Source organism: Actinosynnema sp. NPDC059797 (assembly GCF_042732085.1).
In the GTDB taxonomy this organism is placed as follows: domain Bacteria; phylum Actinomycetota; class Actinomycetes; order Mycobacteriales; family Pseudonocardiaceae; genus Actinosynnema.
Window position 1 is genome coordinate 1 of sequence record NZ_JBHWIE010000761.1, and the last position, 1,115, is coordinate 1,115.

Below are 1,115 nucleotides of genomic sequence, written 5' to 3' on the forward strand. Positions count from 1 at the left end.
GATCTCGGCGTTGGACAGGCCCCGGGTGATGAGCGCCAGCACCTCCTGCTCCCGCGCGGTCACCCCGTCGAGCGCGCGGCGGGCGGGGCGCGGCGCGCGGACGAAGTCCGCGATGAGCCTGCGCGTCACGCTGGGAGCGAGCAGCGCCTCGCCCGCGGCGACCGTCCGGACCGCGTCGACCAGCCGGACCGGCGGGACGTCCTTGAGCAGGAAGCCGCCCGCTCCCGCGCGCAGGGTCTCGTAGACGGCCTCGTCCAGGTCGAACGTGGTCAGGACGAGGACCTTCGGCGCGCGGGGGAGCGCGGTGAGGTGCCTGGTGGCGGCGATGCCGTCCAGGTCGGGCATCCGCACGTCGACCACCGCCACGTCCACCGGCACCTCCCGGGCCAGCGCGCACGCCTCCCGGCCGGTGCCCGCCTCGGCCACCACCTCCACCCCCGGTTCCGCGTCCAGCAGCGCCCGCACGGTGGCGCGGTACAGCGGCTCGTCGTCGGCCAGCAGCACCCGGATGGTCACGGCGCACCACCGAACGGCAGGGTGGCGCGCACCTCGAACCCGCCGCCCGGCGCGGGGGCCGCGCGCAGCGTGCCGCCGTGCAGGTCGACGCGCTCCCTCATGCCCAGCAGGCCGTGCCCCGGCGGACCGGGCCGCGCCGTGCCCTCGTCGACGACGGAGAGCACCAGCCGGCCGGCCTCGACGGCGGTGACGAGCCGGCAGCGGGGCGGGCGGCTGTGGCGGCGCACGTTGGTCAGCGCCTCCTGGGCGATGCGGTAGGCCGACACCCGCACCGCGGCCGGGAGCCGGGACAGGTCGGCGTGCCGGGCGGTGACGACCACCCCGGCCGACCGCGCCTCGTCGACCAGCCGGTCCAGTTCGTAGCCGGGTTCGGTCGGCAGAGGTGGTTCGTGGCGGGGGTCGCCTGGCCGGTCCGGCACGTGGCCGGGTCCGGCCGGCAGGGGTTCGCGGTGGGCTTCGGCCGGTCGGCCTGGCGCGTGGCCGGGTCCGGCCGGTTGGTCCGGCTCGTCGCGGGTTTCGGCCGGCGACCCCGGCGCGGGCAGGTCGCGCAGCGCGCCGACCACGCTCCGCACGTCGGCCAGCGCGGAGCGGCTGACCTC

The 1,115-nt window shown here is 78.1% G+C and carries 2 protein-coding genes; both read right to left on the reverse strand.

Features of this window, described 5'->3' with window-relative positions:
• A partial coding sequence (locus ACFV4N_RS43980) for a response regulator (RefSeq protein WP_499678645.1) occupies nt 1–516 on the reverse strand: 516 nt, incomplete at its 3' end.
• A partial coding sequence (locus tag ACFV4N_RS43985) for a sensor histidine kinase (RefSeq protein WP_499678646.1) occupies nt 513–1,115 on the reverse strand: 603 nt, incomplete at its 5' end. The genes ACFV4N_RS43980 and ACFV4N_RS43985, both read right to left, overlap by 4 nt.